The sequence below is a fragment of the Aeromonas sp. 25-AL00135 genome, assembly GCF_054052385.1.
On sequence record NZ_JBSTYQ010000008.1, the window covers coordinates 25,935 to 51,370 of the forward strand.

The following is a 25,436-nucleotide window of genomic DNA, read 5'->3' on the forward strand; positions in this document are numbered from 1 at the left end:
TCAGATGACCGAAGGCATCTTTTATCTTCTGGAGGATCCATTGATGACCAGACGCCTGACTCTCTCCGCCCCCGTCAAGGGCCAACCGCTGCGCATTGGCAGCGGCTTTGCAGCCAACCATTTTGGCGAACACTTTTTCAACGGTCTGATAGACCCCGTGGTGATGGTGGATCACTTCCAGATGACCGCCCCCACCTTCGAGCCCCATCCCCACGCCGGGATCTCTGCCGTCACCTATCTGTTCGAGGACTCGACGAGCCCCCACGTCAACTACGACTCCCTCGGCAATCAGGGCCCCATCGAACCGGGGGCGCTCCACTGGCTGGCGGCCGGGCGCGGGGCCGTACATACCGAGCAGCCGGAAGGGGCATCGCCCTATGTCCACGCCCTGCAAATCTTCGTCAACCTGCCTGCCCGTCAGAAGATGGCGTCGCCTTTTGCCGTCCACGCAGCCGCAGCCACCATCCCCGAGTTTCATGGCGAAGGGGTGCGAGTACGGGTGGTCGCAGGCCACAGCAACGGGATAACGGCACCACACTCGGTAGAACTACCCCAACCCTTTACCCTGCTCGATGGCCATTGCGCGCCCGGCAGCCGCTTCACCCATCTGCTGGCGGCAGGCTGGAATGCCATGATCTATCCCCTGACCGGATCGCTGACCCTGCTGGCGGAGGGAGAGCGGCACCTCATCCCGGCAGGTCACGGGATGGGTGTCAGCCTGCCTGCCGATGGCGGCGAGGCGGTGGCTCTGCAGCTTGAGGCCACCGAGCCCTGCCACTTCGTGCTGCTCTCAGGCCAGGCGCTCAATGAACCCCTGGTCAAACATGGCCCCTTCGTCATGAACAGCCACGACGCCATTGCAGATCGGCTGCATGCCTATCAGCGCGGCGAATTTGGTCAGCTCAACGATGACTGGCTGCGCAACGGCCAATATCGGCCATGAGCACGCTCGCTGGCCACCAGCCACAAAGCACGCGCTGGCCTCTGGTCTTCCTCGCCATTTTTGCCGGTGCCAGCGGCGCCCTCTGCCTTGGCAAAGTGCCCGCCGTACTCGGCATACTGCGCAGCGAGCTGGGGCTGACACTGGTCGAAGCCAGCTATCTCGCCTCAGCTTTCAATACGCTGGCGATCCTCTTCAGCCTCTTTCTCGGCCTGTTGCTGACCCGCTGGAGTGGGCGGCAAACCGGGGTTGTCGGGCTACTGGTTATCGTCACAGGCGGGGCGTTGGCACTGCCCGCCACCGGGCTGGCCATGATGCTGCTGTCGCGCATTGTCGAGGGGATTGGCTTTTTGCTGGTCTCGGTGGCCATGCCCGCCTTTATCGTGGCGGTGACCCGGGAGGAGGATAAACGGCTGGCCTTGAGCCTGTGGGCGGTCAACCTGCCTCTCGGGGCGGCGGCGGGTATGCTGCTCACCCCCTGGCTCACGGCGCAAGGTGGCTGGCGACTGGCCTGGCTGATCCTGATGATCCCGCAACTCTCTGCCCTGCTGCTTCTGCTCGCCAGTCGCTCGGCAGATAAACTGCGGGTCTGGGCACCCCAAAACTCGATCAACTCGGGCCACCCGCTGCGCCAGCTCACGGTGTTCCGGCAGAAGGCGCTCTGGCGCTACGGGTTGGCGTTCACGCTCTACAGCCTGATGCTCTGGGCGCTCTTTGTCTGGCTGCCAACCATGTTGCAAGGCAGCCCCGGGATTGGCCAAAGCCAGATTGCCCTGCTTTCGGCGCTGGCGGTGGTCGCCAATATTCCCGGCAACCTGATGGGGGCATGGCTGCTGCGCCGGGGCGTGGCACGAGATCGGCTCATCAGCTGGGCACTGGGCCTGATGGCGCTGTGCGGCATGCTCGCCTTCTGGCCCGGCCTGTCGCCGTGGTGGGCCTATGGATTGTGCCTCGTCCTCTCCCTTTCGGGTGGCATGGCGCCGCCGGCGATCCTCTCGTCTGCGCAGGGAGTGAGTCAGGGGCCGGTGCAACTGGCCATCGTGCAGGGCTTTTTTGTCCAGCTCGCCAACCTTGGTCAGCTGCTTGGCCCCCTGTTGCTGGCGGCCCTGATGACGGACAGCGGCCATTGGGGAAGCGCTCGCTGGCTCTTTCTGGGCGGCTTGCTGCTGGTCGCGCTGCTCTATGCCGCGGGCCACCTGCCGGGCTCAAGCATGACTGCAAAACAGGCTCGATCGCATTCGCAGCAAGATGGAAGATGACGAATAGAGAGGGAAACATCACAGTTATCGCAGGGAATGCTGGCCGGACAAGAGGCTGTTCAGTATGTTAACTGTTTAATATTGCTTAACGGTGGCTGCCATGTCTCAAGTCGATCTCAATCTCTTTCGCGTCCTCGATGCGGTGATCCGCTATGGTGGTGTCACCACGGCCGCCGAGATGATGGAGATGACCCCCTCGGCCATCAGCCAGGCCATCAGCCGCCTGACCAGCCTGGTGGGCGAGCCGCTGTTTGTCCGCCAGGGACGCGGCATCACCCCCACGGCGCGAGCGCTCAGTCTGCACCACGAGATCATGGTGCCGCTGCACGACATGGAGCGCAGCCTGCAGCGCACCGATCTCTTTGATCCCCAGACCAGTCGGCGCACTTTTCGCATCGCGGGGGTGCCCGATATCGATATCTTCTTCCTGCCGGAGCTCAACAACCTGCTGCAGACCCAAGCCCCCAACTGTCAGCTGGAGTGGAACACCCAGGTGCAGGACGAAGCCCTGCGCCAGAACAGCCTCTATCTGCACAGCGTGGATCTGGTGCTGGCCACCAAGCCTATGGCGGAGCAGGGGATCGAAAACGAGCAGATCATGTCCCAGGCCCTGCGCATCGCCTGCCGCAAGGATCACCCCAGGATCCGCCAAGCCCCCGACATGGCCACCTTCTTCAACGAAAAGCACGTGGTATTGCAAACCAGGCGGCTCGACAGCTTGCTGCTCAACACCCTGACCAAGGCGCCGCTGCCGCCGCGCCAGATTGCCTACGAGAGCGACTCCCTGCTCACCGCTCTTCATCTGGTGAGTCGTACCGACTGGCTCTGCGTCGCCAGCCAGTGGCACATGGAGAAGCTGGGGCAGGCGCTGGATCTGGCCAGCTATCCCCTCCCCTGGCTCTCGGAGGATTGCCCCGTCTACATGAGTTGGCACAAGAGCTCCGGTCAGGATACCGGGCTTAATTGGCTCAAAGATCAGGTGCGGGCCGTCAGTTCGTTTTAAGTATGCTTAACAGTCAAGCATGCCCATCTCCTCATCCGGGCTATCGATCTTGTCGACAAACCGCCTTATGGATAATCCCCCTTCAGGATAATCGGGCGCTTTTTCTCAACCATTAAGGCGCAGCTCATGACGACATCGTCGTGCCGAAGTAGCTGCGCAGCGCCTCCACCACCCGTCGCACCTTCTCCGGGATCTCCCGCTGCGGCGTGATGGCGTGGATCTCCATCGGCTGCACCCGAAAACCGGGCAGCAGTTCGAGCAGACGCCCCTGCGCCAGATCCTCGCCAATTTCTCCCTCCGGTTGCAGCGAGATCCCCTGCCCTGCCAGCGCAAACTGGCGCAGGGGCAACACGTTGTTGCAGAGCACCTTGGCCTTGAACCTCACCCTGTGTTCGCCACCCTTTTCATCCTGCAGCAGCAAACCGTTGCCCAGCATGTCGCCGCAGAGCCAGTCGTGGGTGGCCAGATCGTCGGGCATGCGCGGCGTCCCCTTGCGCGCCAGATAGGCGGGGGCGGCGCAGAGCAGCATCCGGGTCTGGCCCAGCTTGCGGGCCACCAGGGTCGAGTCAGGCAAGGTGCCGACCCGCAGCGCCACGTCGATCCGCTCGGCAATGAGATCCCGTTTCTCGTCGTCGGCGATGATCTGGATGGTGAGGCCGGGGTGGGCCTGCAGCAGCGGTGAGAGGGCCAGCGCCAGCGGCTGGCCCGCCATCCCCACCGGGGCGGTGATCCGCACTTCCCCGAGCAGGGCGTCGCGCACCTCCGAGAGGCGCAGCTCGGTTTCGCTCAGAGTCTGCTGCAACGCCCGACACCCTTGCCACACCACCTCTCCCGCCTCGGTCAGACTGAGACGACGGGTGGAGCGATGGAGCAGGGGCAGTCCGAGCAGGCTTTCGAGCTGACTGATATGCTGACTGACGGCGGAGGGGGTCATGCCAAGGGATTTGGCCGCCCCTGTCATACTGCCCGCTTCCACCACGGCGGCGAAGATGGCGTAACGTCTGAGCTGTTCCATTATTAAATCCAGCTTATAAGTGAATGCATTTTTGAGGTGATTATTAAATCATAAATGGCGGCGTAGGATAGCCCCATTCCAACAGTGAAGGAGAGTTCCCCATGAAGATTGCCCTGATCGGTGCCAGCGGTTTTGTCGGTTCAGCCATCCTGAACGAGGCCATCAGCCGCGGCCATCACGTCACCGCCATCGTCCGCGATGTCAGCAAGGTGGCCGCCCATCCGCAGGTCACCGCCGTGGCGGTGGATGCCCAAAACCCGCAGGCATTGGCCGAGGTGCTCAAGGGGCACGATCGGGTGATCAGCGCCTACAACCCGGGCTGGACCACACCGGATATCTACGACCAGTACCTCAAGGGCGCCAACGCGATCGTCGCAGCAGCCAAAGCGGCCAACAGCTGGCTGCTGGTAGTAGGTGGCGCCGGCAGTCTGGAGGTCGCCCCCGGCGTGCAACTGGTGGATACCCCGGAGTTTCCGGCCGAGTGGAAACAGGGGGCGCTGGCGGCCCGCGACGGTCTCACCGCCCTGCGTCGTGAAACCACCCTCGACTGGCGCTTTGTCTCTCCCCCGGTGTTCCTCGAACCGGGCGAGAAGCGCGGCGGCTATCGGATTGGTGGCGATCATATGCTGTTCAGCGGCGAACAGCCTGCCGGGATCACCGCCGGTGATCTGGCCGATGGCGTGCTGAACGAGGTGGAAAAACCGGCTCACCAGCGCCAGCGCTTTACCCTGGGTTACTGAGAGCCAGCAGGCGGTTAAGGCCAGAATACGCGGTCACTCGCCTGTGCTTTCGGTCAGGTGAAAAACCGCTCAACCAGAAGGGAGGCATCCGCCTCCCTTCTGTTTTGGCCATTTTCTGTTTTGGTCATTTTTGCCACTGGCAGCTTGCCTCTGGTTATAACTCTCCCCCTCATCATTGCCCCTTTACCCCACAATGGCTGCGCAAAAAACCTTCAGCCCATTAATTACCGAATTCCATTTCGAATTTTGTATATAACTAAGAATAATTTGTTGTTTCCGTCTTGTAACACCGAACAGTAGCATCCCCTTTATCCCAGATGGCGCCACACTGTCGCGCCATCCCGTTTGCCGCTCATCAAGCCTGTCCGCACCAGAGGCAGCAGAAGAGATGGCGCCAGCGATAACGAAAGAGTGAGGAGGTGCACATGGAACATTCACCACTGCCGATCATCGATCTGGCTGCCCTCAACGGGGCACCCGAGGTGCGTCGCCCTATGCTGGCCAGGCTTGCCGCGGCCGCCCGCGACGTCGGCTTTTTCTATCTGACAGGGCATGGCCTGAGTGACGCCGAGCAGCGAGAGACCCTGGCGCTGGCAGAGCGCTTCTTTACCCTGCCGGAGCAGGAGAAGCTGGCGGTGCAGATGGTCAACAGCCCCCACTTTCGCGGCTACAACCGGGTCGGTGCCGAGCTGACTCGCCAGCGGCCGGATCTGCGGGAGCAGTTCGATATCATGAACGAGGCGCAAGCCCTGCCTGCGGCCCTGATCCGTGAACCCTGGCAGCGGCTGATCGGCCCCAACCAGTGGCCAACCGCCCTGCCAGAGATGAAAGCCCATCTGCTGGCATGGCAAGATCGGCTGAGCGATATCACCCTCACCCTGCTGGCCGCTTTTGCCGAGGTGCTGGAGCAACCGGCCAACGTGTTTGACGACAGCATCCGCGGCGCCCCCTACCAGCACATGAAGCTGATTCATTACCCGGGGCAAGAGGCGGGCGACAGCAGTCAGGGGGTCGGCGCCCACAAGGATCCCGGCTACCTGACGCTGGTGATGCAGGATAATCACTCGGGGCTTGAGGTCGAGACGGCCTACGGCTGGATCTCCGCACCGCCCCTTCCGGGAGCGCTGGTGGTCAATATCGGCGAGCTGTTGGAGCTGGCCTCCAACGGCTATCTCAAGGCGACCCTGCATCGGGTGGTAAGCCCGCCGCCCGGTGTCTCGCGCCTATCCTGCGCCTTCTTTATGGCGGCGCGGCTCGATTCCACCGTGCCCCTGCTCAGCCTCTCCCCCGCGCTGGCAGCGCAGGCGCAAGGGCCGGAGAGTGACCCGACCAATCCGCTCTTCTATCAGGTGGGGGAGAACGTGCTGAAAGGGCGGCTGCGCTCCCACCCGGATGTGGCGGCCCGTCACTATGGGCCGGTGGAACCCGCTCGCCTCCCGCGCACTGAAAGCGAAGCGATAACGGCCTAAGCAGCGCAGAGATCCGCCGGCGGGTATATGCATAAGCCACAAGCAGCATGGATATACCCGCCCAGACAAAACACAACATGTAACGAACAACAAAACACAACCAGTCATGGTCAGAGCCTGGCCATCACGGAGCAACACGATGAAATTCAAGACCATGAGCGTACACAGCGGCCAGCGGATCGACCCCCAGACCGGCGCCCTCACCACCCCGCTCTACCAGAGCAGCACCTTCAGCTACTTCAACGCCCAGGCAGGCAAGGAGCGCTTTGCAGGTCAGGCCCCCGGCTTTATCTACAGTCGCTTTGGCAACCCCACCACCGCCGAGCTGGAGCAGAAACTGGCGGCGCTTGAAGGTGCCGATGAAGCGCTGGTGGTGGCGAGCGGCATGGCGGCGGTGAGCGCCATCATGTATGCCCTGGCCGACAGCGGCGATGAGGTGGCCTATATCGGCCCGCTCTACGGCGGCACCGATGCCTTCCTCAAGCAGACCTTCAGCCGCGCCGGTATCAAGGTCACCGCCTACGAGAGCGATCGCGATCTGCTGGCCAACATCCGCCCTGCTACCAAGGTGGTACTGTTCGAAACCCTGACCAACCCCACCCTCAAGGTGGTGGATCCGCGGCTGGTGGTGGAAGCGGCCCGCAAGGTGGGCGCCATCACGGTGTGTGACAACACCTTCCTCACCCCCTACCTGCTGCGCCCGCTGGAGCTCGGGGTCGATGTGGTGATGCACAGCGGCACCAAATATCTGGGCGGCCACGGCGACATCATCGCCGGAGTGGTGGCAGGCTCTCACGCCCTGATGAAATCGATCCGCACCGTGGCCCTCAAGCATATCGGCTCCCCCATCGGCCCGCAGGAGGCCTACCTGCTGCAGCGCGGGGTCAAAACCCTGCCGCTGCGGATGGATGCCCACCTGCACAATGCCCAGAAAGTGGCCGAGTTTCTGGCCGCCCATCCGGCGGTGAAGAAGGTGATCTACCCGGGGCTTGCCAACCATCCGGGCCATGATGCCCTAGGCGCCTTCGCCAGCGGCTTTGGCGGCATGGTGAGCATTGAACTTGAAGGAGGGTTTGAACGCTGCGCCACCCTGCTCGACAACCTGCAACTGTTCGTGCAGGCGGTGAGTCTGGGGGATCTCGAGAGTCTCGCTTGCCATCCGGCCAGCACCACCCACGCCGCCATGGACGAGGCGAGCCGCCTCGCCGCCGGGGTCAACGACGACCTCATCCGCTTCAGCATCGGGGTGGAAGATGCGGACGACCTGATCGCCGATCTGGCTGCCGCGCTGGCGCAGATCTAACCGGGCGCGCTTTTACTCGCCGACAAAACAGCGGCGAGTGAAATGCCCCAAACACAACAACGGCCCATCAAGGGCCGTTGTTGTTTGGTGCGCGATGGAAAAATGGGATTTACTCCTCCCACACCACCACTTGGGATGAGGGCCAGCGATCCCCGACCTGGGCGTACTTTTGTTCCAGCAGGTGACGCTTGATCTTCATGGTGGGGGTCAGCACACCGTTCTCGATATTCCAGGGGGTTTTCACTACCAGAATGCCGCGGATCTTGGCGTGGGATTCCAGCTGATCGTTGACCCGAACCCGCGCCGCTTCCAGTCTGGCGTTGACCTCCTCCCGATTGCCTTTCATGGCACTCTCGGCCAGCTGCACCAGCGCAATGGGCTGCGGCATGCCGTAACCAATCACGCAGAGCTGTTCGATGATGGGTTCCTGCCCCAGCAGTCCCTCGATGGGCACCGGCGCCACATACTTGCCCTTGGCGGTCTTGAACACATCCTTCATCCGGCCGGTGATGGTGAGATAACCCTCCTTGTCCAGCTTGCCCATGTCGCCGGTGTGGAGCCACCCCTCGGCATCGATGGCCTCGGCGCTGTGCTCGGGGTCCTTGTAGTAACCCAGCATCATCCCTTCGCAGCGGCAGAGGATCTCCCCCTCGTCGGAGATCTTGATGGTCACCCCGATCCCCGCCTTGCCGACAGTGCCGATCTTGTCGGCGCGGAACGGGTAGTTGATGGTGGAGTAGGCGTGGTTCTCGGTCATGCCCCAGGCTTCCGTCACCTTGAGGCCAATGCTCAGATACCACTCAAGCAGCGCAGGGGAGACAGGCGCGGAGCCGCAGCCGAGTACCCGGGCCTGATCCAGTCCCAACCCCTTTTGCAGCTTGCGTTTGATAAGGCCGGAGATGAGCGGGATCTTGAGCAGCAGTTCGAGTTTCTTCTGGGGCAGCTTCTCGTGGATCTTGATGCGGAACATGGCCCACAGCCGCGGCACCGAGATAAAGACGGTGGGACGGCAGCGTTTGACATCTTCGATAAAGGTGTCGAGGGATTCGGGGAACGCGATGGTAGCGCCGCCATAGAGGCTGCCGCCGTAGATGTAGACCCGCTCGGTAATGTGGGCCAGCGGCAGATAGGAGAAACCCCGATCGGCCTGGCTCAGGCTCACCGTCTCCACCAGCTTCTCGCACGACCAGGCGTAACGCTCGACGCTCAGCATGGCCCCTTTCGGCTTGCCGGTACTGCCGGAGGTGTAGACCAGACTCAGCAGGGAGTCAGGGGCCTGCACCGGGCTGTCAGGGATCGGCTCATGCGCCTCCAGCAGATCGTCCCACTGGTGGCTGGCCGGCATGGTGTCATAGGGGAAGGCGATGCGCAGCAGATCGGCGGGTACGCCCGCCTCCTGACTCTTCCAGTCATCCAGCTTGCCGACGAAGATCGCCTTGGCCTCGCTATGGCGCAGCACATATTCGATGGTGTCGACGTTGGCAGTCGGGTAGATGGGCACGCTCACATACTGCCCCATCTGCATCGCCAGATCGGCGATAAACCACTGGGCGCAATTCTTGGAGAGCAGCGCCACCTTGTCACCGGCCACCAGACCGAGGTGACGCAAGGCCGTCACCATCCGCCGCGCTTCATCGGCCACTTCACCCCAGGTGAAATCGACATATTCGCGGTTGATGGTTTGACGCAGGTAGGTTCGATCAGGACACTGCCGCTCCCAGTGATAGAGCATCTCGAGCGGCAGTTTATTGGCAATACGTGAGGAGGAGGCCATAGTTTAATCCCTGAAACAAAAGGCGAAACTTATTATTAACCTTTCACTAACTTCAGGGGAAGGATAAACTCAAACTTCAGTTTGAATTGTGTATCCGATCAAGCTTCTGCGTCTTGTTGCAAACGACTCCACATCGCCTGCACCAGTTTTTCATCCTCTTCAGAAAGCTCACCTTGCAAGATCGCCTCGTTGAGGCTGCGCAGCACATAGCTCTTGACGTCCCGCACCAGGGTCTTGCCTTCCAGCTCTGCCCGGGCAACGGCCAATGAGATATGACCTCGCAGGTAACCCCCCGCAAACAGCTCATCGTCGGTCGCGGTAGCAACCATGCTGTCGATCAGTCCCAACAACTTGTGCTCAAAATCGTGAATCGTCATGTAACGCAGCCTCATTTGCGGCAAAAAATTCGGGGGTATGGAACCGCAATCCGGTTGATTGCAGCTCTCTGGCGCCAGGCCAGCAGCGTCCTTGGCGTCCTATTCCGGGTTGGCCACCGGGTAGATGACCTGATCCTTGTATCCTGTGGTTATTCGCAGATAACCACGCAACGCCCGGTTTAATTCGGGATCATCGGTGTCCACCAGCAGCGGCCTGCCCGCAAGGGCGGCAAGCTTGGCTTTGGTTGCCAGCACCTGGATATTGTCCAGCCCGACACACCGAATCACCTCAGGACTCAATTGCTGATTTCCGCGCCCGAACAGATGTCCCTGTCCGCCTATCAGGGTAATGATCAGTCGGCAGCGACGACCGCGGATCCGGGTCAGGATCTCGGCGGCGCTGAGATCCTGCCCGATAAGTCGGCCATTTTCCACCAGATCCACACCGAGCAAAGTATTTTCCAGACCGAGCTCTGCCATACAGGCTGCCACCGTGCTGCCGGAGCCCATCAGATAGAGGGTATCGGGCTCCATCTGCTCCACCACACCGGCGGCGAGATCCGCCAGCACCAGCTCTTCGGACTCCTTGCCCCCCTGCTTGACCGCCTGCACATAACGCAGATCACCGGGCACCTTCAGCTGGCCGTAGTGGCGGGCCCGCACCTTGCCCGCGCGAAACGCCTCCTCGTCGATGTCGCGCACCTCGGCATCGATCAGGCTGAGCAGTTCCCCTGCGATCATCCGCGCCACCACCCGCCCGCTGGCGGCGGGGGTCACCCCGTAGACGCCGGAGTGGATCTTGCACCCCGCGGGAATGCCGAGCACATGGCAGGACTCCCCCACCGCGGCGCAGATATCCCGCGCCGTGCCATCACCACCGGCAAACAGCAGCAGATCGACCCCGGCTTCACGCATCAGCCCGGCGGCGTGGCGGGTATCACCGGCCGAGGTACTCTCCCCGACCGGTTGATAGATGACCCGACAGGGTAGTCCCAGAGATCGGGCTACCGTCTCCCCCATCTCTCCCGCCACCGTCAGCAGTTCGAACGGGACATTCAGCTCGCACAGTGGCAACAGAGCTTGCAGCGCCCGCTCCTGCGCTTTGGGCACAGCGCCTCGGGCCAGCGCCTCGGCAACTACACCGTCACTGCCCTTGAGCCCCACTGCGCCGCCAATCCCGGCGACCGGATTAATAATGAACCCTAATCGAAACATGCCTGCCTCCCTTGCGATGGCCACCATTTTTATCTTTTCCCCCCTCTGGGACAAGCAGTGGCGCCCCTGCTAGAATGCGCTGCTTCAATTTTCCAACCAATTTTCAACCAAGGTTCAATCATGCTGGAATGGGTTCTTGATCCCTCTGCCTGGGTCGCACTCGCCACCCTTACCCTGCTCGAGATCGTGCTGGGCATCGACAACATCATCTTTATCTCCATCCTGGTAGGTCGCCTGCCGGAGGCGCAGCGTCAAAAAGCGCGTATTCTGGGTCTGGGGCTCGCCATGGGTACCCGGATCCTGCTGCTGCTCTCGCTGGCCTGGGTGATGCGCCTCACCGATCCGCTCTTCACCGTGCTGGGTGAAGCCATCTCCGGCCGCGATCTGATCCTGCTGCTGGGGGGCCTGTTCCTCATCGGCAAGAGTGCCCACGAGATCCACGTCACCCTGGAAGGGGCGGCCGAGCCGGAAAGCGTCAGCAAAGCGGCCTCGGGCTTTATCAGCACCCTGATCCAGATCGCCATCCTCGATATCGTGTTCAGCCTCGACTCTGTGATCACCGCAGTCGGTATGGCCGATCACGTGCCGGTGATGGTGCTGGCCATCATGATCGCCGTCTTCATCATGATGTTTGCCGCCAAATCCATCGGTGATTTCGTCGACAGCCATCCCACCATCAAGATGCTGGCCCTCTCCTTCCTCACCCTAGTGGGCTTCGCCCTGATGGCCGAGGGGATGGACCTGCATATTCCGAAGGGCTACATCTACTTTGCCATGGCCTTCTCGCTGGTGGTGGAGATGATCAACATCCGCCTGCGCAGCCATCACGACAATAACGGGCAAAATAGCGCGCAGTAACCCTGCCCCACATGCCCCCGCGACCCCAGCTGTCGCGATCAAAAAGAGCGCCGGTCGGGCGCTCTTTTTTATGGGTAATGAAATGATGAGAAGGGTTATTGATCGCTGATGACGATGGCAACCCGGCGGTTGGCGGCCCGGCCCTCTCTGGTCTTGTTATCCGCCAGCGGCATGGTCTCGCCACGGCCATGGATCTCCAGATTGGCTGGCTTCATGCCGACCGAGACCAGCACATCGGCCACCGACTGGGCCCGCTTCAGTGAGAGTTGCTGGTTGTAGCTGCTCTCGCCGGTATTGTCAGTGTGCCCATCCACCCGCGCCTTGTCCAACCCTACGCCAAGCAGTGTTTTACCCAGTTTTTCAACGGATTGGCGAGTCTGGGGATTGAGCGCCCCCACGTTGTTGGCAAACAGCACCCGGTTGGCCAGATCCAGCGTCCACCCCTCATCGGTCAGATAAAAGCCCTGCTCCTTGAGCACGGCGATTTGCTCCGGGGTCAACCCCTTGGGGGCACTCTGGCAACCGGCCAGCAGTGACAACATCAACCCCAGCAGGGTCACTTTCAACAGGTGGGTGATCTTCATGGTTTGCTCCTTGTTTATGTTGTTATTCTTGCCAGTCAGGCGATGGTTTGCTGTTCGCTGCGGCGCGCCCGTTTCGCCAGATACATGGCTGCATCGGCCTGATCACACAGCACGCTGGCACTCATGCCCGCCTGATAGACGGCAAAGCCGACACTCACCTCTGCCACCAGCTGACGACCATCACGCAGCGCCACCGGTTCGCTCATCGCCTGCTGGATGCGGCCAATCACCTCTTCCACCTCATGCTGTCGCTGGAGTGGGCCAACCAGCACCGCAAACTCGTCACCACCGAGGCGAAAAACCAGATCATCCGGACGCAGCTGATGTTGTACCCGTCTTGAGAGCGCGATCAGCACATCGTCACCGGCGTTGTGCCCCAGCGTGTCATTAATTTGCTTGAAGCGATCGCAGTCGAGATAGAGCAGCGCAAACCCCTCTTGCTCGCCGAGGGAGATGGCCTGCGCGAGCCGCGCTTCAAACAGGGCGCGATTGGGCAGTCCGGTGAGGGCATCGTGAGTCGCCTGATGGAGCAGGCTGGCATTTTCGCGGGCCTGCTGGGCCTGCCAGGCTTGCAGCTCGTCCAGCAGGGAGTTGAAGTCATCCCCCAGCTCGTTAATCTCGACAATATCGGCCGGTGGCGCCCGCATCCCCAGGGTGCGTTGTCGACGTACCGAGTGGGCGACAAGTGCCAGTTTGCGCAGCGGTGCGGTGATGGAGACCTGCATCCGGTCAGCCACATAGAGTGCCACCATGGCGCTCAGCATCAGGCAAACCACCATCGCCAGCAGCGCCGAGAGCAAAAACAGCAACAGGTATTCACCGTGGCCCCGCAGCTCGATAGTGGCGATCTGCTCACCACCCCGCAGCATGGGGAGCTTGACAGGCCCCGGCATCAGCAGTTGGGCCAGATAGTCTTCGAGCGTCACCAGCGGGTTGCTTCTGGGGCGCTCCCAACTGGCAAGCAGCTGACCGTTGGTCAGCACGATAGTGGCTTCGGCCACCTCTTCCTTGGCAACGATGCCACTGAGCGCCTCGCTCGCCGCCTCCTCATCGTGGAACACCACCGCCGCCTCGGCGCTGTAGCTGATGGCGCGGGCTACCAGCTCCAGATTGTGGTCGGCGTAAAAACGCACTACCAGCAGGGCCACCAGAGTAAAAAAGAGTCCCGCCACGCTGACGGCTGTGATGGCGGCCACCAGATGGGTTCGCCCCAGGCTCTGACGCAGGGTCAGACGGCGGGGAGCCGCGCTCACCTGTCGTCTCATGGGACCCCCTTGTCGGCATGGGCCAGCTTGAGCACGGCGGGATGCACCCGCACTCCGCTCAGGGCCAGAGCATCGAGGTTCACTTTAAACCGCACCCGCACGCTGTCCGGCGAGGTCTGCAGGCAGAACACCGAGCTGGTGGAGCAGTCGTGGTTGTATTCGCTGATGCTGAGCACTGGGTGTCCCTGCAGGCGGGCAAACAGCGCAATCCGGGTCGGCTCGTCGAGCACCCCCAGATAGAGCACATCGCAGTGATCGCTGATGGCCGGATCGCTCGCCTCGTAACGATGGACCTGCACGGTACGGCCATTGGCCTGACGATCGATGGTAAAGAGGGCACCGGCATATTCGGTCGGTGCCGCCACGCACATACGCAGCACCGCAGGCTCGGTGGGCCAGCGGGTGTAACTCATGATATCGAGCACCAGCTCCCTGACCGCCGTCGCCCGGCTCTCTGCGGCCGTTTCCGCCAGCGCGCGGGGCAACAGCAGGCCAAACGCAACCAACAGGAGCGCCAGACGGGCAGTTAAACGGGGGGAAAAGAGTAACAGCATGATCGGGAGGTAGTCGCCTTGACAATACCGCTGCTATGGCATTGCGGTTCGGGTACATGAACCCAGATAGTAAGTTGGCTGACACTGGCCTGACAAGTCTCACCCCGCCATCAACTACCGGGTTCGTGTAAAGAAAACGGAGAGCCCGTCTGGTAACGGGCTCTCTGGTGGCAGGCAACAAGACGGAAATCACTTCTTGCTGATGCCGTATTCCCGCAGCTTGTTGGCGATGGCGGTATGCGACACGCCCAGGCGTTTGGCCAGCTGGCGCGTCGACGGGAAAGCGGGATAGAGCCGGGCCAGCAGCTGGCTCTCGAAGCGCTTCACCGCATCGTCGAGATTCCCCTCAAACCACTCGTCGATCAGCGGCATGGTATCGGCCGCCACCGGTAGGTCGATCTGCTCGGGCCCCAGTTCATCCCCTTCCAGCAGGGTCATGGCGCGGTAGAGACAGTTGCGCAGCTGACGCACGTTGCCCGGCCAGCGATAGGCGGTCAGGTAGTCGGCCATGTTGCGGGTAAAGCGCGGACGGGGTCGCTGCAACTCGCTGGCAAAGCGGGAGACAAACTGCTGGGCCAGCACCATGATGTCTGCCTTGCGCTCGCGCAGGGGGGGCAGCGCCAGACTGAGCACGTTGAGGCGATAATAGAGATCCTCGCGGAAGGTTCCTTCGTGCACCAGATCCAGCAACTGCTTCTGGGTGGTGCAGATGAAACGCACGTTGACCTTCACCTCCTGCTCGTCACCGACCCGGCGGAACACCCCATCCTGCAGCACCCGCAAAAACTTGGTCTGCAGATGGGGAGACATGTCACCGATCTCGTCCAGCATCAGGGTGCCGCCGCTTGCCAGCTCCAGCACGCCGCGTTTGCCCTCGGTGTTGTTGCCAAAGGCGCCGGGGGCATAACCAAACAGCTCGCTCTCGGCCACGTTATCGGGCATGGCGGCGCAGTTGAGGGCCATAAAGGGGTGGCTGGAGCGCAGGCTAGCCCCGTGACAGGCACGGGCCAGCAGCTCCTTGCCGGTACCGGTCTCACCGACGATCAGCAGCGGCGCATCCTGCATCGCCAGTTTGCGCGCTTGCGACAGCACCTCTTTCATCTTGGGGCTCTCGGCCTGCAGATGCTCGAAGCCCCCCACTTCCACCGCATGAAGCGCGCTGAAGTGCAGGCCGACCCGACGGGCAGATTTGAGCACCACCACGGCCCCAGCCAGCGCCTGCTTGCCGCGGGCTTCTGCCACGAACAGCGGCATCAGATCTGCCAGATACTCTTCGCCATTGAAACTGAGCTTGCAGGTCTGCGGCTTGATCTCGCTCGCCTCCAGCCAGCGGGTGAAGGAGAAGCCCTTGACCAGCGAACCGAGCGCCACCCCGCGCACCTCCTCCACAGGCAAGCCGAGGGTGGTGAGGGCAGACTGGTTGGCCTGGGTCACCTTGCCCTTGCTGTCGAGGGAGAAGACCAGATCCGGCAGCGCCTTGAGCAGCGCCTCTATCTCGTGATGCTCTCGCTCGGAAGGCATGTAGGGGATGGTCTTGACGTCGTAGACGCCGGGAATACGGCGGATCTCCGGCATCAGGTGCTGAAAATCACTGAACTCCAGCTCGGGAAAGTTGAGATAGATGATGCCTGAGGTATCGATTTCGATGCCGCGCAGATCGATATTGTGCTCCACCAGGCGGTCGAGCAGTTCCCGGGTCAGGCCCAGGCGGTCTTCACAGCTGACTTCAAGACGCATTCGGGACACACTTCCTAGCTAACTCTATGAATGAGCGGATAATACAGTCTCGATCCCCCCAGTGCGAGCGCCAGCCCATAAAAATGCGGGCCCGCCCTGCTTTCGCAGGCAGGCCCGGGTCAACCGATGACGCTGGTGTGTGGTGTGATTACCGGAGCAACTGATCGGTGCGCGCCGCCATGATGAAGTCGTTCCGGTGTAATCCGCCGATCTTGTGGGTCCACCAGCTGACAGTCACCTTGCCCCACTCGGTCAGGATGGCCGGATGATGGAACTCCGCTTCCGCCAGCTCCCCCAGGCGGTTGGTAAACGCCAGCGCCTCCTTGAAGTTGCGAAACGTAAATTCTCGCCGCAGTTGCAGCGCCCCCTCCTCCACCAGCGGCTGCCAGTCGGGAATAAGCTGCATCAGCTCGCGCAGCTCCTCATCGCTCACCTTGGGGGCATCGGCGCGACACGCTTCACACTGCTGGCTGGCCAGTTCGGACATGGGTTACTCCTGCTTGAATTAATGAAAATGAAATAGGGTTGTTTGCTTTTGGTCAGCTCGCCTGTTTGCCAGCGGGAACCTCAAAGCGCGGCGGATAGAGGCCAAGCCGACTGGCCTCGGCCAGAGCAGCCATGATCTCCTCCCCGGTCAGCTGGTAGAGATGATCGAGACTCGGCAGCACAAAATAGGTGGGCTGCATGATGTCGATGCGATAGGGGGTGCGCAGCACGGTCAGTAGATCGAAGGGTTGCAGCAGCGGCTTCCCGGAAAGGGCATAGGCGGTCTCGCCGATGGAGGAGAGAATGCCGCCGCCGTAGATACGCAGCCCGTCAGGTGTCGCCAGCAGGCCAAACTCCACGGTGAACCAGTAGAGCCGCGCCAGAAAGACCCGCTGCTCCTTGCTCGCCTGCTGCCCCAACTGGCCGTAAAGATGGGTAAAGTGAGCAAAGGCCGGATTGGTCAGCATGGCGCAGTGGCCGAAGATCTCGTGAAAGATATCCGGCTCTTGCAGGTAGTCGAGCTCGTCCCGGCGCCGGATAAAGGTAGCCACCGGAAACTGGCGATTGGCCAGCAGGGCGAAGAAGCGATCGAACGAGATAAGCGCAGGCACCGCCGCCACCGACCAGCCGGTCGCAGGCTGCAAGACGGCGTTAATCTCGGCCAGCTGGGGGATGCGATCACGGGGCAGCCCCAGTCTGTCGAGACCGGCCAGATACTCGTCACACCCCTTGCCAGCAAGAGCGGCGAACTGACGTTCGATCAGGATCTGCCAGGTGCCATGCTCTTCGTTGCTGTAGTGGATCACCCCGTCAGCATCCGGCTGGTGGGCGGTGTAGAAGGTTGCCATAGCGGTTCCATCCTCTGGCGCCACATCAGGCGCCTTGCCGTTTCATCACGGCTTCAATGTAACGAAATGGCAACAAAAAAAGCAGCCGACCCATGAGTCAGCTGCCTGGAACAGTTGTAAATAAATTGTGACAACCGCTATTGATCTCCAGCAGCCATCAAGGCTTATTGAGATACCCCGCCAGCTGGCCGATCAGCCGCTTGCGCAGCTCGCCGAGTTTGGGTTTCTCGTCCGCACACCAGGGCAGCGGGCGGCACGCCTCTATGGTGCGCAGGCCAAGGCGAGCAGTGAGCAGCCCGGCCCCCACCCCTTGCGCCGCGCGGGCAGAGAGCTTGGCGGCAAACTCGGCGCCCAGCAAGTCCATCCCCACCTCGGTCACCAGCTCGGTGGCACCGGCGTAGAGCATGTTGCAAAACACCTGACGGATGAGGCGAATGCGGCTCCAGTAGCCGAGCTCGATGGCGTAGACATCGGCGATGTCCTCGATCATCCGCAGGTTGCGCCACAGCATCAGCATCATGTCGACGGTGGCGAGCGGGCTCAGCGCCACCAGCACGGCGGCCTCCCCCGACCATTTGGCCACCCGCGCCTGCGCCAGCTTGTCACGCTCGCCAAGCACCAGCTGGCTATAGAGGGTCAGCACCTCCCGATCGCTGTGGCTCTCATCGAGCTGGGCCAGCCAGGTCTGATACCCCTCGCGCCCCTTGTCGCCACTTTTGACCGCCAACCCTTCGCAGAAGGCCTGCCCCTGGCCGACCCCCTGATGGGCCAGCAGATCTTCTGCCCGCGAGCGCACATCCTGACGCCGCTTGAGGGTGCGCAGTCGCAGCCACTCGCGCCCCACCACGCTGGCGGTCCCCGCCGCCACCAGCGCCGAGGCCGCCAGCCAGGCGCTGCCCCAGAGCGGGGTGGTGAGGAATTGATCGTAAAGAAAGGCGCCATACTGGCCCAACGAGAGTAAACCGACCGCTCCCAGCCCCCACGCCAGCAGCCGATGACGGCGACGCGGTTTGATGACGAGGGCGCTCTCCACCTCGCTGAACTCGTCCAGCTCGTCGAGGCGCTCGAAGCTCGCCTCCTCCAGCCGCTGGGACGGTGCGGGCGGTCGCTCGTCACTGGCCACCGTCAAGGCAGGCTCAAGGATCACCTTGCCCTGCAGCGGTGGCCGCTCTTTTATCTGATCGTTCATCGCCTTATTCTCCTGAAAACAGTCTCCTGCGGGCGGCGCAGGAAACAAACCCGAGCCGCACACCGTTATTCGAGGTGATCCCCGAGCAGAAACTCCAGCGCCGCATCGAGCCGGATATGGGGCAGCGCCTGATGGGGGCTCATGGGCATGGGACGAAACGCCTGAAAATCAAAGCCCTGACTGTTCCACCACTGTGCGGGGGGAATATGAGGCGGCACTTCACCCGGGAACAGCAGCAGCGGCTCACCGCTCAGGCTGGTGCCACGGATGGCGGGAAACTCGCGGCCATTGGCCACCCCCTTGCCCACCTCGGTCGCCTTGATGGCGGCGAGCGCCAGACACTCAGTGGTGATCCCCTCAAAACGGGCCTGACCGCGGCCGCTGCGCACCAGATGCTGCAGCAGGGAGACCATGGGCGCATGCTGTTCGGGGGTGACGTGATCGGCTTTGCTCGCCACAAACAGCAGCTTGTCGATACGGGGCGAAAAGAGTCGCCGCCACCAGTTGCTCTTGCCGTAGGCAAAGCTCTCCATGATGCGGGCGATGGCCTGCTGCATGTCGCCAAAGCTGGCCGCCCCGGCGTTGAGAGGCTGTAGGCAATCCACCAGCACGATCTGGCGATCAAAGCCGGCAAAGTGCTGCTCATAGAATCCCTGCACCAGATGCTGCTTGTACTGCTCGAAGCGCTGCTTGAGAGTGGCGTAAAGAGTGCCATCGGCGGGCTCGCTGTCAGGCATATCCCACACCCAGGGGACAAATTGCAGCATGGGGGCACCGGCATACTCCCCCGGCAACACGAAACGGCCGGGTTGAATAAGGTGCAATCCCAGCTCCTGTTTGCAGGCATGCAGATAGGCGGTGTAGCGCTCGGCAAGCTCAGCCACCGGCCGCTCTTCGAAACGCTGATCGACCTGCCACCCGGGTGTCAGCCAGCTGGCGGCAAGTGCCTGCAGCTCTGGGCGACGAAGCTGCTCGCGCACCTGTTCGCTCCACTGCTCGTAGCTCATCTCAAGGAGCGGCAAGTCGAGCAGCCACTCCCCGGGGTAGTCCACCAGATCCACGTAGAGGGTGGAGATCTCCCCCAGATGTTTGCGCAGGGGATGACGGGTGCGATAGCGGATTTCGAGGCGCACCTCGGCCACGCCGCGAGTGGGCTCGGGCCAGGCAGGTGGATCGCCAAACAGGGAGTCGAGGCCACGTTCGTAGGCGAAGGTGGGGATGTGGGCATTGAGCTGCGGCACCCGGCGGGCACCGAGGATGCGCCCCTGACGCAGGGCATCCCACAACGGCAAACGGCCGTCGATGGCCGCGTGCTCCAGCTGGTTGACCAGCGCCGTGATAAAGGCGGTCTTGCCGCTGCGAGAGAGGCCGGTCACCGCCAGCCGAATATGGCGATCCCGCACCCGGTTCACCACGTCGTTCGCCTTGTGTTGCAGGCGAGTCAACTTCTGTTCCAGTTTATTGAGTATCAAGGCTTGATCCGTTCTCCCTTGGTGGTTGCATCTGGATAGCTGGTGTCGATGGTGGCGCATCACGGGAGGCGCCGCCATCGACATTGAGTGCTTGAGCAAGCACTACAGCTTGCGAAATTCCCGCTGCAGGGTGAACTCCCTGGAGGTCACCAGTTTCTCGATCCGCTGAACTCTGGGCTCCAGCGCGTCAAGTTCCTGCGCGATGCGGCCCAGCGCCTGATGAGGGGTGATCCCCGCCTGCCAGCTGCGCGCTTTCATCCGCACCTCGGCAAAGTCGGCATCCTCTTGCGAATAGAGGGTAACCGGCTTTTTGTCGAGCAGGAACCAGGCGGCGATATAGGCGGTGAAGGTGATGAAACCGGCGAAGATAAGGCCACTGATGGCGAGCAGCCGCACGATCCAGGTCTCCACCCCGAAATACTCAGCCAAACCGGCACAGATCCCGGCTATCTTGCCACGCTGGGGATCGCGATAGAGGTTACGCCCTTCACGACTGACACTGCTCATACCTTGTTCCTCCAACCGGGTACTTCCGCATCCAGAATCGACTCCAGCGCGCCCACTCGCTCCTGCATCTTCTCGGTGCGAGCCAGCAGCCCTTGCAGCTGTTCCCGCTCGCTATCGGCAAGACCGGCGCCAATCCGCCCCTTGGCACGATAGTGCAGCACCAGCCAGATGGGAGCCACCACCACCATGAAGACCACCATGGGAACCATCAATACGCCCAGCAGATCTTCCATCTGTTACTCCCCCTGTTTGCCTTCGCTTTTGCTGTCGCCCTGACCCAGTTTCTGGCGCATGGCTTCCAACTCGCGGCTTATCTGATCGTCAACTTCCAGCTCGGCAAACTGCTGCGCCAGCGCCTTGTCGGACTGACCCAGATCGGCGCGCGCCTCCATTTCGTCGATGCGACGCTCCATCCGCTCGAACTTGCTCACCACCGCCTGGCTCTCGCCACGGGCTACCTGGCTCTGCACATTGAGACGGCTGCTGGCCGCTTCGGTGCGAATGGCCATCGCCTTTTGACGGGCGCGGGCATCTTCCAGCTTGGCTTCGAGCTGGCGGATCTCTTCACCCAGCTTCTCGATGCCGCTGTCGACCGCCTGCTGCTCGCGGTAGAGGGTCTCTGACAACTCGGTCTGTTTCTTCTTCTCGATCAGGGCGGCGCGGGCCAGATCTTCACGTCCCTTGGTAAGGGCCAGCTCGGCCTTGGCCTGCCACTCGTCGACCCGCTCCTGATGACGGGCGACCTGACGGCCAATCTCTTTCTGGCTGGCGAGGAAGCGAGCCAGATTGGAACGCTCCTTGACCAGCTCGTCCTCCATCTCCTGGATGATCAGGCGCACCATCTTCTGGGGATCTTCTGCCTTGTCGAGCAGGGCCGTCAGGTTGGAATTGATGATGTCGGCCAGACGGGAAAAAATACTCATGATTGCACTCCTGTTATTGGCATGGCGTTGTTTCTCCATTGACAATGGCAACTTGTGTGCCAATCTGGAACAAAATTTAACTTGTTGATTTATATGGGGCAGAATAACCGGATTGCAAGATGCCTCGCGCAAGAGATGATTAAAATCACCAACTTTTGGTAAGATTGACCAGCTTTTACAACTGACAGGGATCACTATGACCACGGCCACGGAAAGCCTGCTGGGGGAATCCAACGCATTTCTCGAGATCATTGAGCAGGCCTCACGGCTCGCCCCGCTGCGCAAACCCGTGCTGATCATCGGTGAGCGGGGGACGGGCAAGGAGCTGATCGCCCACCGCCTACATTATCTCTCGGCGCGCTGGGATCAAAGCTTTGTCACCATCAACTGCGCCACCCTGAGCGAGAGCCTGCTGGAGACCGAGCTGTTCGGTCACGAGGCGGGATCGTTTACCGGTGCGGCCAAGCGCCATCAGGGCCGCTTCGAGCGGGCCGATGGCGGCACCCTGTTCCTCGACGAGCTGGCCACCACCAGCGCCCGGGTGCAGGAGAAGTTGCTGCGGGTCATCGAGTATGGCGAGTTCGAGCGAGTGGGTGGGGCCAAGCCCCTCAAGGTGGATGTGCGGCTGGTCTGCGCCACCAACGAGGATCTCCCTGCGCTGGCCGACAAGGGGCTGTTTCGCCACGATCTGCTCGATCGGCTCGCGTTTGATGTGATCACCCTCCCCCCCTTGCGGGAGCGGCGGGAAGATATCCTGATGCTGGCGGAGCACTTCGCCCACAGCATGACCCGGGAGCTGGGCTATCCGCTGTTTGCCGGTTTCTCGCGCAAGGCAACCCAGCTACTGCTGGATTACCACTGGCCGGGCAACGTGCGGGAGCTGAAGAACGTGGTGGAGCGCAGTATCTATCGTCAGGGCAATCCCCAGCTGCCGCTCTCGACCCTGGTGCTCAACCCGTTTGATTCCCCCTGGCGACCACAGGTCACGCAACCTGCGCAAGAGGCCCGAAGCGAGGTACAATCTGCATCCCCCCTCGCCTTGCCGCTCGATCTCAAGCAGGCGGTGGCGGAGTACGAGATTAATTTACTCAAGCAAGCGATGCAGCAATCCCAGTATAATCAGCGCAAAGCCGCTCAACTGCTGGCCTTAAGCTATCACCAGTTCCGTGGCATGCTACGCAAATATCAGCTGCTGGATGGCGATAACGATGCAGAACAAGAGTGAAGGAGCGCGGTTGATGCCGACTCCAGCAACACGCCAGCCTTCGCGCTGGCACATTTGTATCAAAACATGCGTACAAAACCCCTATAAGAACATGGTTCAACAATGAGAATGCTCACACCCTTGCTGCTGGGTATGCTGGTGCTGGTCACCGGCTGCCAGAAGCAACCCGAGGCCTCCAAAACCGGACTCATCTATTGTGCTGAGGGATCCCCCCTCTCCTTCAATCCCCATGTTTCCAACTCCGGGGTGACACTGGATGCCAGTGCCCGTCCGCTCTACGACCGCCTGCTGGAGGTGAACCCCAACACCCTGGCGCTGGAGCCGGCGCTCGCCACCAACTGGCATGTCAGCGAGGATGGCCTCACCTATACCCTGACCCTGCGCAAGGGGGTGACTTTTCACCATACCCCCTGGTTCAAGCCCACCCGCACCTTCAATGCCGATGACGTGGTCTTTACCTATGCCCGCCAGCTGGACGAGCAGCACCCCTATCACAATGTCTCCGGCGGCGATTACCCCTACTTCTACAGCCTGGGGCAAGATCTGCTGATCAAGCGGGTGAGCAAGAAGGGGCCGCAGACGGTAGTGTTCGAGCTGAATCAGCCGAACGCCTCCTTCCTCGCCACCCTGGCCAGCGACTATGCGGTGATCCTCTCCGCCGAATACGCCGAGCAGATGTTGCAGGCGGGCACACCAGCCCTGCTGGATAGCCGCCCCATCGGCACCGGGCCGTTCAGCTTCAAGGAGTATCGCCACAACGAGTTCATTCGCTATCTGCGCCATCCCGGCTATTGGGGCGGCGATGCCAAGATTGAACAGCTGGTCTACGACATCACCCCCAAATCCGCCAAACGGCTGGCCAAGCTGCTGACCGGCGAGTGCGACGTGATGAGCACCCCTTCCGCCAGCCAGCTCTCGGTGATCAAGCAAAATCCGGCGCTGAGCCTCTCGGTCCAGTCGGGGATGAACGTCGCCTTTTTGGCCCTCAATACCCGCAAGCCGCCGTTCAACAACGTCAAGGTGCGTCAGGCCATTGCCAGCGCCATCAACATCGACAACCTGTTGCAGGCGGTCTATTTCGATACCGGCCTGCCCGCCAACAGCCTGTTGCCGACCCTCTCATGGGGGTACAACCCCAGCCTGCCCGAGCGCAAACCCGACCTGAAACGGGCGCGCCAGCTGCTCAAGGAGGCGGGACTGGAGAAAGGGTTCGAGATGCAGGTGCTGGTACAGCCAGACGCCCGCCCCTACAACCCGGATGCGGTCAAGACCGCCCAGCTGATCCGCAGCGATCTGGCCAAGGTCGGGATCAAGCTCAAGATCGTGCAACGGGAGTGGCCGGTGATCGAAGGCCGTCTCACCAAGGGGCAGTACGACAGTCTGCTCTCCGGCTGGATTGCCGATAACGCCGATCCGGACAACTTCTTCCGCCAGCTGCTGAGCTGCTCGGCAGTGGAGCGCGGCAACAATTACAGCCGCTGGTGTAGCCCGGCCTTCGATCAGTTGCTGGATGATGCGGTCACCACACCCCAGCTCTCGTTCCGGCTGCGCAACTACTACTATGCCCAGACCCTGCTTAACGAACAGCTGCCGCTGATCCCGCTGGCACACGCCTTGCGTACCCAGGTCAGCCGCAGCGACATCGAGGGGCTGACGCTGATGCCCTTTGGCGGCACCTCCTTCAACCAGGCTCACAGGGAGTAAGCATGCTTCTATACACCTTGCGCCGCATCAACCTGCTGCTTATCACCCTGCTGGCGCTGACCTTTGTCGCCTATCTGCTGGACTATCGGCTGATCGGTCATCAGCTCAGCTTCTGGAGCGGCTATCCCGATTTCCTGCGCCGCATTTTCGCAGGTGACCTGGGGCTCTCCAGCGTCTCCGGGCTGCCGGTGCTGGACGAGATCCGCCACTACTTCCCGGCAACCCTGATCCTCTGTCTGGCGGCGTTCGCCATCTCACTGCTGGTGGGGATCCCTCTAGGAACCCTGGCGGCCCTGTCACAGGGCAAGACGCTGGATCTCTCCATCATGACTGCCGGTCTTATCGGCTATGCGGTGCCGGTGTTCTGGCTGGCGCTGCTGGTGGTGATGCTCTTTTCGCTGGATCTCGGCTGGCTGCCGGCGTCGGGCCAGATCAGCCTGCTCTACGACGTACCCCCCATTACCGGCATCGCGGTGATCGATGTGCTGCTCAGCAACGAGCCCTGGCGGCAAGCGGCGCTGCACGATGCCCTGCGCCACCTGATCCTTCCGTCACTGGTGCTGGCGGTGGTGCCTACCACCGAAGTGATCCGCCATGTACGCAGCTCGCTCATCGACGTGATGAAGCAGAACTACATCAAGGCGGCAGCGAGCCGGGGCCTTTCCAAGGCGCAGATCGTCTGGCGCCATGGTCTCAAGAACGCCTTGCCGCCGGTACTGCCGCTGCTGGGTCTGCAACTGGGTAGCGTGCTCACCTCCGCCATGATCACCGAGGTGGTGTTCGAGTGGCACGGGATCGGCCGCTGGCTCATCAGCAGCATCGCCCTGCAGGATTACGCCGCCATTCGCGGCGCAACCCTGGTAGTGGCCAGTTTCGTGATCCTGACCAGCGTCAGCACCGAGTTGCTGACCACCCTTATCTATCCGGCACGGCGCAAAGAGTTGTATGCCAAACAAGATTGAACGCGCTCATGGCGTGACCAGGAGCCA

At 61.7% G+C, this 25,436-nt stretch carries 25 protein-coding genes; 10 read left to right on the forward strand and 15 right to left on the reverse strand.

The window, feature by feature from the left end:
* Positions 1 to 43: 43 nt before the first annotated feature.
* The 3 genes from ACW5XC_RS09075 to ACW5XC_RS09085 all read left to right on the forward strand — a co-directional run bounded on the left by ACW5XC_RS09075 (position 44) and on the right by ACW5XC_RS09085 (position 3,202).
* Positions 44 to 943 carry a pirin family protein gene (locus tag ACW5XC_RS09075; protein ID WP_042052904.1) on the forward strand — a complete coding sequence of 300 codons (900 nt, stop codon included), beginning with the start codon at positions 44 to 46 and terminating at the stop codon, positions 941 to 943.
* Entirely contained in the window at positions 940 to 2,199 is a 1,260-nt protein-coding gene (locus ACW5XC_RS09080) for an MFS transporter (RefSeq protein ID WP_042052876.1), read from the forward strand. Before ACW5XC_RS09075 ends, ACW5XC_RS09080 begins: the two co-directional genes overlap by 4 nt.
* 100 nt (positions 2,200 to 2,299) lie before the next feature.
* Positions 2,300 to 3,202 carry a LysR family transcriptional regulator gene (locus tag ACW5XC_RS09085; protein WP_013723653.1) on the forward strand — a complete coding sequence of 301 codons (903 nt, stop codon included), beginning with the start codon at positions 2,300 to 2,302 and terminating at the stop codon, positions 3,200 to 3,202.
* A 124-nt stretch (positions 3,203 to 3,326) separates the two neighbouring features.
* Here ACW5XC_RS09085 and ACW5XC_RS09090 read toward each other — a convergent pair whose 3' ends face one another.
* Positions 3,327 to 4,217 carry a LysR family transcriptional regulator gene (locus ACW5XC_RS09090; protein ID WP_042052878.1) on the reverse strand — a complete coding sequence of 297 codons (891 nt, stop codon included), beginning with the start codon at positions 4,215 to 4,217 and terminating at the stop codon, positions 3,327 to 3,329.
* A gap of 101 nt (positions 4,218 to 4,318) precedes the next feature.
* Between ACW5XC_RS09090 and ACW5XC_RS09095 the strand changes: the two genes are divergently transcribed.
* The 3 genes from ACW5XC_RS09095 to ACW5XC_RS09105 all read left to right on the forward strand — a co-directional run bounded on the left by ACW5XC_RS09095 (position 4,319) and on the right by ACW5XC_RS09105 (position 7,729).
* A complete protein-coding gene (locus tag ACW5XC_RS09095; protein WP_042052880.1) occupies positions 4,319 to 4,957 on the forward strand; it encodes an NAD(P)-dependent oxidoreductase in 639 nt (212 codons plus the stop codon).
* Positions 4,958 to 5,382: 425 nt separating this feature from the next.
* On the forward strand, positions 5,383 to 6,426 hold the full coding sequence (locus ACW5XC_RS09100) for an isopenicillin N synthase family dioxygenase (RefSeq protein WP_042052881.1): 1,044 nt from the start codon (positions 5,383 to 5,385) through the stop codon (positions 6,424 to 6,426).
* A 139-nt stretch (positions 6,427 to 6,565) separates the two neighbouring features.
* The gene (locus ACW5XC_RS09105) at positions 6,566 to 7,729 is read left to right on the forward strand and encodes a trans-sulfuration enzyme family protein (RefSeq protein WP_042052882.1); all 1,164 of its coding nucleotides are present in this window, start codon (positions 6,566 to 6,568) and stop codon (positions 7,727 to 7,729) included.
* A 109-nt stretch (positions 7,730 to 7,838) separates the two neighbouring features.
* Here ACW5XC_RS09105 and ACW5XC_RS09110 read toward each other — a convergent pair whose 3' ends face one another.
* The 3 genes from ACW5XC_RS09110 to ACW5XC_RS09120 all read right to left on the reverse strand — a co-directional run bounded on the left by ACW5XC_RS09110 (position 7,839) and on the right by ACW5XC_RS09120 (position 11,095).
* Positions 7,839 to 9,503: an AMP-binding protein gene (locus ACW5XC_RS09110; RefSeq protein ID WP_042052884.1), complete on the reverse strand. Its 1,665-nt coding sequence runs from the start codon at positions 9,501 to 9,503 to the stop codon at positions 7,839 to 7,841.
* Positions 9,504 to 9,601: 98 nt separating this feature from the next.
* On the reverse strand, positions 9,602 to 9,880 hold the full coding sequence (locus tag ACW5XC_RS09115; protein ID WP_005333639.1) for a YfcL family protein: 279 nt from the start codon (positions 9,878 to 9,880) through the stop codon (positions 9,602 to 9,604).
* Between the two features lie 99 nt (positions 9,881 to 9,979).
* Positions 9,980 to 11,095, reverse strand: a complete 1,116-nt coding sequence (locus ACW5XC_RS09120; protein WP_042052885.1) for an ATP-NAD kinase family protein — start codon at positions 11,093 to 11,095, stop codon at positions 9,980 to 9,982.
* A 120-nt stretch (positions 11,096 to 11,215) separates the two neighbouring features.
* Between ACW5XC_RS09120 and ACW5XC_RS09125 the strand changes: the two genes are divergently transcribed.
* On the forward strand, positions 11,216 to 11,953 hold the full coding sequence (locus ACW5XC_RS09125) for a TerC family protein (protein ID WP_005333641.1): 738 nt from the start codon (positions 11,216 to 11,218) through the stop codon (positions 11,951 to 11,953).
* Positions 11,954 to 12,048: 95 nt separating this feature from the next.
* Here the strand turns inward: ACW5XC_RS09125 and ACW5XC_RS09130 are convergent, their stop codons facing one another.
* The 11 genes from ACW5XC_RS09130 to pspA all read right to left on the reverse strand — a co-directional run bounded on the left by ACW5XC_RS09130 (position 12,049) and on the right by pspA (position 21,518).
* The gene (locus ACW5XC_RS09130; RefSeq protein WP_005333642.1) at positions 12,049 to 12,537 is read right to left on the reverse strand and encodes an OmpA family protein; all 489 of its coding nucleotides are present in this window, start codon (positions 12,535 to 12,537) and stop codon (positions 12,049 to 12,051) included.
* A gap of 35 nt (positions 12,538 to 12,572) precedes the next feature.
* The gene (locus ACW5XC_RS09135) at positions 12,573 to 13,802 is read right to left on the reverse strand and encodes a diguanylate cyclase domain-containing protein (protein ID WP_042052887.1); all 1,230 of its coding nucleotides are present in this window, start codon (positions 13,800 to 13,802) and stop codon (positions 12,573 to 12,575) included.
* The gene (locus ACW5XC_RS09140) at positions 13,799 to 14,356 is read right to left on the reverse strand and encodes a YfiR family protein (RefSeq protein ID WP_005333646.1); all 558 of its coding nucleotides are present in this window, start codon (positions 14,354 to 14,356) and stop codon (positions 13,799 to 13,801) included. The genes ACW5XC_RS09135 and ACW5XC_RS09140 overlap by 4 nt, the downstream gene beginning before the upstream one ends.
* A 189-nt stretch (positions 14,357 to 14,545) precedes the next feature.
* The gene (gene tyrR, locus ACW5XC_RS09145; protein WP_005333656.1) at positions 14,546 to 16,093 is read right to left on the reverse strand and encodes a transcriptional regulator TyrR; all 1,548 of its coding nucleotides are present in this window, start codon (positions 16,091 to 16,093) and stop codon (positions 14,546 to 14,548) included.
* 148 nt (positions 16,094 to 16,241) lie between these two features.
* Positions 16,242 to 16,580 (reverse strand): 4a-hydroxytetrahydrobiopterin dehydratase, encoded by a 339-nt coding sequence (locus tag ACW5XC_RS09150; protein WP_042052889.1) that lies wholly within the window; start codon positions 16,578 to 16,580, stop codon positions 16,242 to 16,244.
* A gap of 52 nt (positions 16,581 to 16,632) precedes the next feature.
* On the reverse strand, positions 16,633 to 17,427 hold the full coding sequence (gene phhA, locus ACW5XC_RS09155; protein ID WP_042052890.1) for a phenylalanine 4-monooxygenase: 795 nt from the start codon (positions 17,425 to 17,427) through the stop codon (positions 16,633 to 16,635).
* Positions 17,428 to 17,584: 157 nt separating this feature from the next.
* Positions 17,585 to 18,616 carry a YcjF family protein gene (locus ACW5XC_RS09160; protein WP_042052891.1) on the reverse strand — a complete coding sequence of 344 codons (1,032 nt, stop codon included), beginning with the start codon at positions 18,614 to 18,616 and terminating at the stop codon, positions 17,585 to 17,587.
* A gap of 65 nt (positions 18,617 to 18,681) precedes the next feature.
* On the reverse strand, positions 18,682 to 20,088 hold the full coding sequence (locus ACW5XC_RS09165; RefSeq protein ID WP_042052892.1) for a YcjX family GTP-binding protein: 1,407 nt from the start codon (positions 20,086 to 20,088) through the stop codon (positions 18,682 to 18,684).
* Between the two features lie 102 nt (positions 20,089 to 20,190).
* A complete protein-coding gene (gene pspC / locus ACW5XC_RS09170) occupies positions 20,191 to 20,595 on the reverse strand; it encodes an envelope stress response membrane protein PspC (protein ID WP_005333670.1) in 405 nt (134 codons plus the stop codon).
* The gene (gene pspB / locus ACW5XC_RS09175; RefSeq protein WP_005333672.1) at positions 20,592 to 20,828 is read right to left on the reverse strand and encodes an envelope stress response membrane protein PspB; all 237 of its coding nucleotides are present in this window, start codon (positions 20,826 to 20,828) and stop codon (positions 20,592 to 20,594) included. Before pspB ends, pspC begins: the two co-directional genes overlap by 4 nt.
* Before the next feature lie 3 nt (positions 20,829 to 20,831).
* Positions 20,832 to 21,518: a phage shock protein PspA gene (pspA, locus tag ACW5XC_RS09180; protein ID WP_005361184.1), complete on the reverse strand. Its 687-nt coding sequence runs from the start codon at positions 21,516 to 21,518 to the stop codon at positions 20,832 to 20,834.
* 196 nt (positions 21,519 to 21,714) lie between these two features.
* Between pspA and pspF the strand changes: the two genes are divergently transcribed.
* From pspF to ACW5XC_RS09195, 3 genes are all read left to right on the forward strand, one after another.
* Positions 21,715 to 22,743, forward strand: coding sequence for a phage shock protein operon transcriptional activator (gene pspF / locus ACW5XC_RS09185; RefSeq protein WP_005361185.1), 1,029 nt, complete (start codon positions 21,715 to 21,717; stop codon positions 22,741 to 22,743).
* A 108-nt stretch (positions 22,744 to 22,851) separates the two neighbouring features.
* Positions 22,852 to 24,447, forward strand: a complete 1,596-nt coding sequence (sapA, locus tag ACW5XC_RS09190) for an ABC transporter substrate-binding protein SapA (protein WP_040069341.1) — start codon at positions 22,852 to 22,854, stop codon at positions 24,445 to 24,447.
* 2 nt (positions 24,448 to 24,449) lie between these two features.
* Positions 24,450 to 25,409: an ABC transporter permease gene (locus ACW5XC_RS09195; RefSeq protein WP_005333676.1), complete on the forward strand. Its 960-nt coding sequence runs from the start codon at positions 24,450 to 24,452 to the stop codon at positions 25,407 to 25,409.
* Positions 25,410 to 25,436 lie beyond the last annotated feature (27 nt).

Coding starts and splice junctions, on each gene's coding strand:
- ACW5XC_RS09075 (WP_042052904.1), top strand. CDS start 44: ATGACCAGACGCCTGACTCTCTCCGCCCCCGTCAAGGGCCAACCGCTG.
- ACW5XC_RS09080 (WP_042052876.1), top strand. CDS start 940: ATGAGCACGCTCGCTGGCCACCAGCCACAAAGCACGCGCTGGCCTCTG.
- ACW5XC_RS09085 (WP_013723653.1), top strand. CDS start 2,300: ATGTCTCAAGTCGATCTCAATCTCTTTCGCGTCCTCGATGCGGTGATC.
- ACW5XC_RS09090 (WP_042052878.1), bottom strand. CDS start 4,217: ATGGAACAGCTCAGACGTTACGCCATCTTCGCCGCCGTGGTGGAAGCG.
- ACW5XC_RS09095 (WP_042052880.1), top strand. CDS start 4,319: ATGAAGATTGCCCTGATCGGTGCCAGCGGTTTTGTCGGTTCAGCCATC.
- ACW5XC_RS09100 (WP_042052881.1), top strand. CDS start 5,383: ATGGAACATTCACCACTGCCGATCATCGATCTGGCTGCCCTCAACGGG.
- ACW5XC_RS09105 (WP_042052882.1), top strand. CDS start 6,566: ATGAAATTCAAGACCATGAGCGTACACAGCGGCCAGCGGATCGACCCC.
- ACW5XC_RS09110 (WP_042052884.1), bottom strand. CDS start 9,503: ATGGCCTCCTCCTCACGTATTGCCAATAAACTGCCGCTCGAGATGCTC.
- ACW5XC_RS09115 (WP_005333639.1), bottom strand. CDS start 9,880: ATGACGATTCACGATTTTGAGCACAAGTTGTTGGGACTGATCGACAGC.
- ACW5XC_RS09120 (WP_042052885.1), bottom strand. CDS start 11,095: ATGTTTCGATTAGGGTTCATTATTAATCCGGTCGCCGGGATTGGCGGC.
- ACW5XC_RS09125 (WP_005333641.1), top strand. CDS start 11,216: ATGCTGGAATGGGTTCTTGATCCCTCTGCCTGGGTCGCACTCGCCACC.
- ACW5XC_RS09130 (WP_005333642.1), bottom strand. CDS start 12,537: ATGAAGATCACCCACCTGTTGAAAGTGACCCTGCTGGGGTTGATGTTG.
- ACW5XC_RS09135 (WP_042052887.1), bottom strand. CDS start 13,802: ATGAGACGACAGGTGAGCGCGGCTCCCCGCCGTCTGACCCTGCGTCAG.
- ACW5XC_RS09140 (WP_005333646.1), bottom strand. CDS start 14,356: ATGCTGTTACTCTTTTCCCCCCGTTTAACTGCCCGTCTGGCGCTCCTG.
- tyrR (WP_005333656.1), bottom strand. CDS start 16,093: ATGCGTCTTGAAGTCAGCTGTGAAGACCGCCTGGGCCTGACCCGGGAA.
- ACW5XC_RS09150 (WP_042052889.1), bottom strand. CDS start 16,580: ATGTCCGAACTGGCCAGCCAGCAGTGTGAAGCGTGTCGCGCCGATGCC.
- phhA (WP_042052890.1), bottom strand. CDS start 17,427: ATGGCAACCTTCTACACCGCCCACCAGCCGGATGCTGACGGGGTGATC.
- ACW5XC_RS09160 (WP_042052891.1), bottom strand. CDS start 18,616: ATGAACGATCAGATAAAAGAGCGGCCACCGCTGCAGGGCAAGGTGATC.
- pspC (WP_005333670.1), bottom strand. CDS start 20,595: ATGAGCAGTGTCAGTCGTGAAGGGCGTAACCTCTATCGCGATCCCCAG.
- pspB (WP_005333672.1), bottom strand. CDS start 20,828: ATGGAAGATCTGCTGGGCGTATTGATGGTTCCCATGGTGGTCTTCATG.
- pspA (WP_005361184.1), bottom strand. CDS start 21,518: ATGAGTATTTTTTCCCGTCTGGCCGACATCATCAATTCCAACCTGACG.
- pspF (WP_005361185.1), top strand. CDS start 21,715: ATGACCACGGCCACGGAAAGCCTGCTGGGGGAATCCAACGCATTTCTC.
- sapA (WP_040069341.1), top strand. CDS start 22,852: ATGCTCACACCCTTGCTGCTGGGTATGCTGGTGCTGGTCACCGGCTGC.
- ACW5XC_RS09195 (WP_005333676.1), top strand. CDS start 24,450: ATGCTTCTATACACCTTGCGCCGCATCAACCTGCTGCTTATCACCCTG.